Consider the following 254-nt stretch of genomic DNA (forward strand, 5'->3'; position numbering starts at 1 on the left):
CCCTTTGAGCTGACCTATTACATTCAACTGGTTGAGTTAACAGGCCGATGTATGTGTGCAGACAAGCGGGGTTATATCAGCGATAGTCAGCCACTGTTGACACGATTGCAAATAGAGCCAGACAACTGGCTTAAACTGACTATGCAGTTTTCGAAGGTCTTTCATGGCGCAGTAGGGCGAAAGCAAGCGATGACAGATTACTGTGAACATCTTCATAAAAAGCGACGAGCCAACTTGACTCTGTGCGAACGGTT

The 254-nt window shown here is 46.5% G+C and carries 1 pseudogene; it reads left to right on the forward strand.

Features of this window, described 5'->3' with window-relative positions:
* Positions 1-254, forward strand: a pseudogene (locus tag IY568_RS24555) (transposase); the annotation flags it as partial.

This window comes from Pseudoalteromonas sp. PPB1, from assembly GCF_015356275.1.
Taxonomy (GTDB): domain Bacteria; phylum Pseudomonadota; class Gammaproteobacteria; order Enterobacterales; family Alteromonadaceae; genus Pseudoalteromonas; species Pseudoalteromonas rubra_D.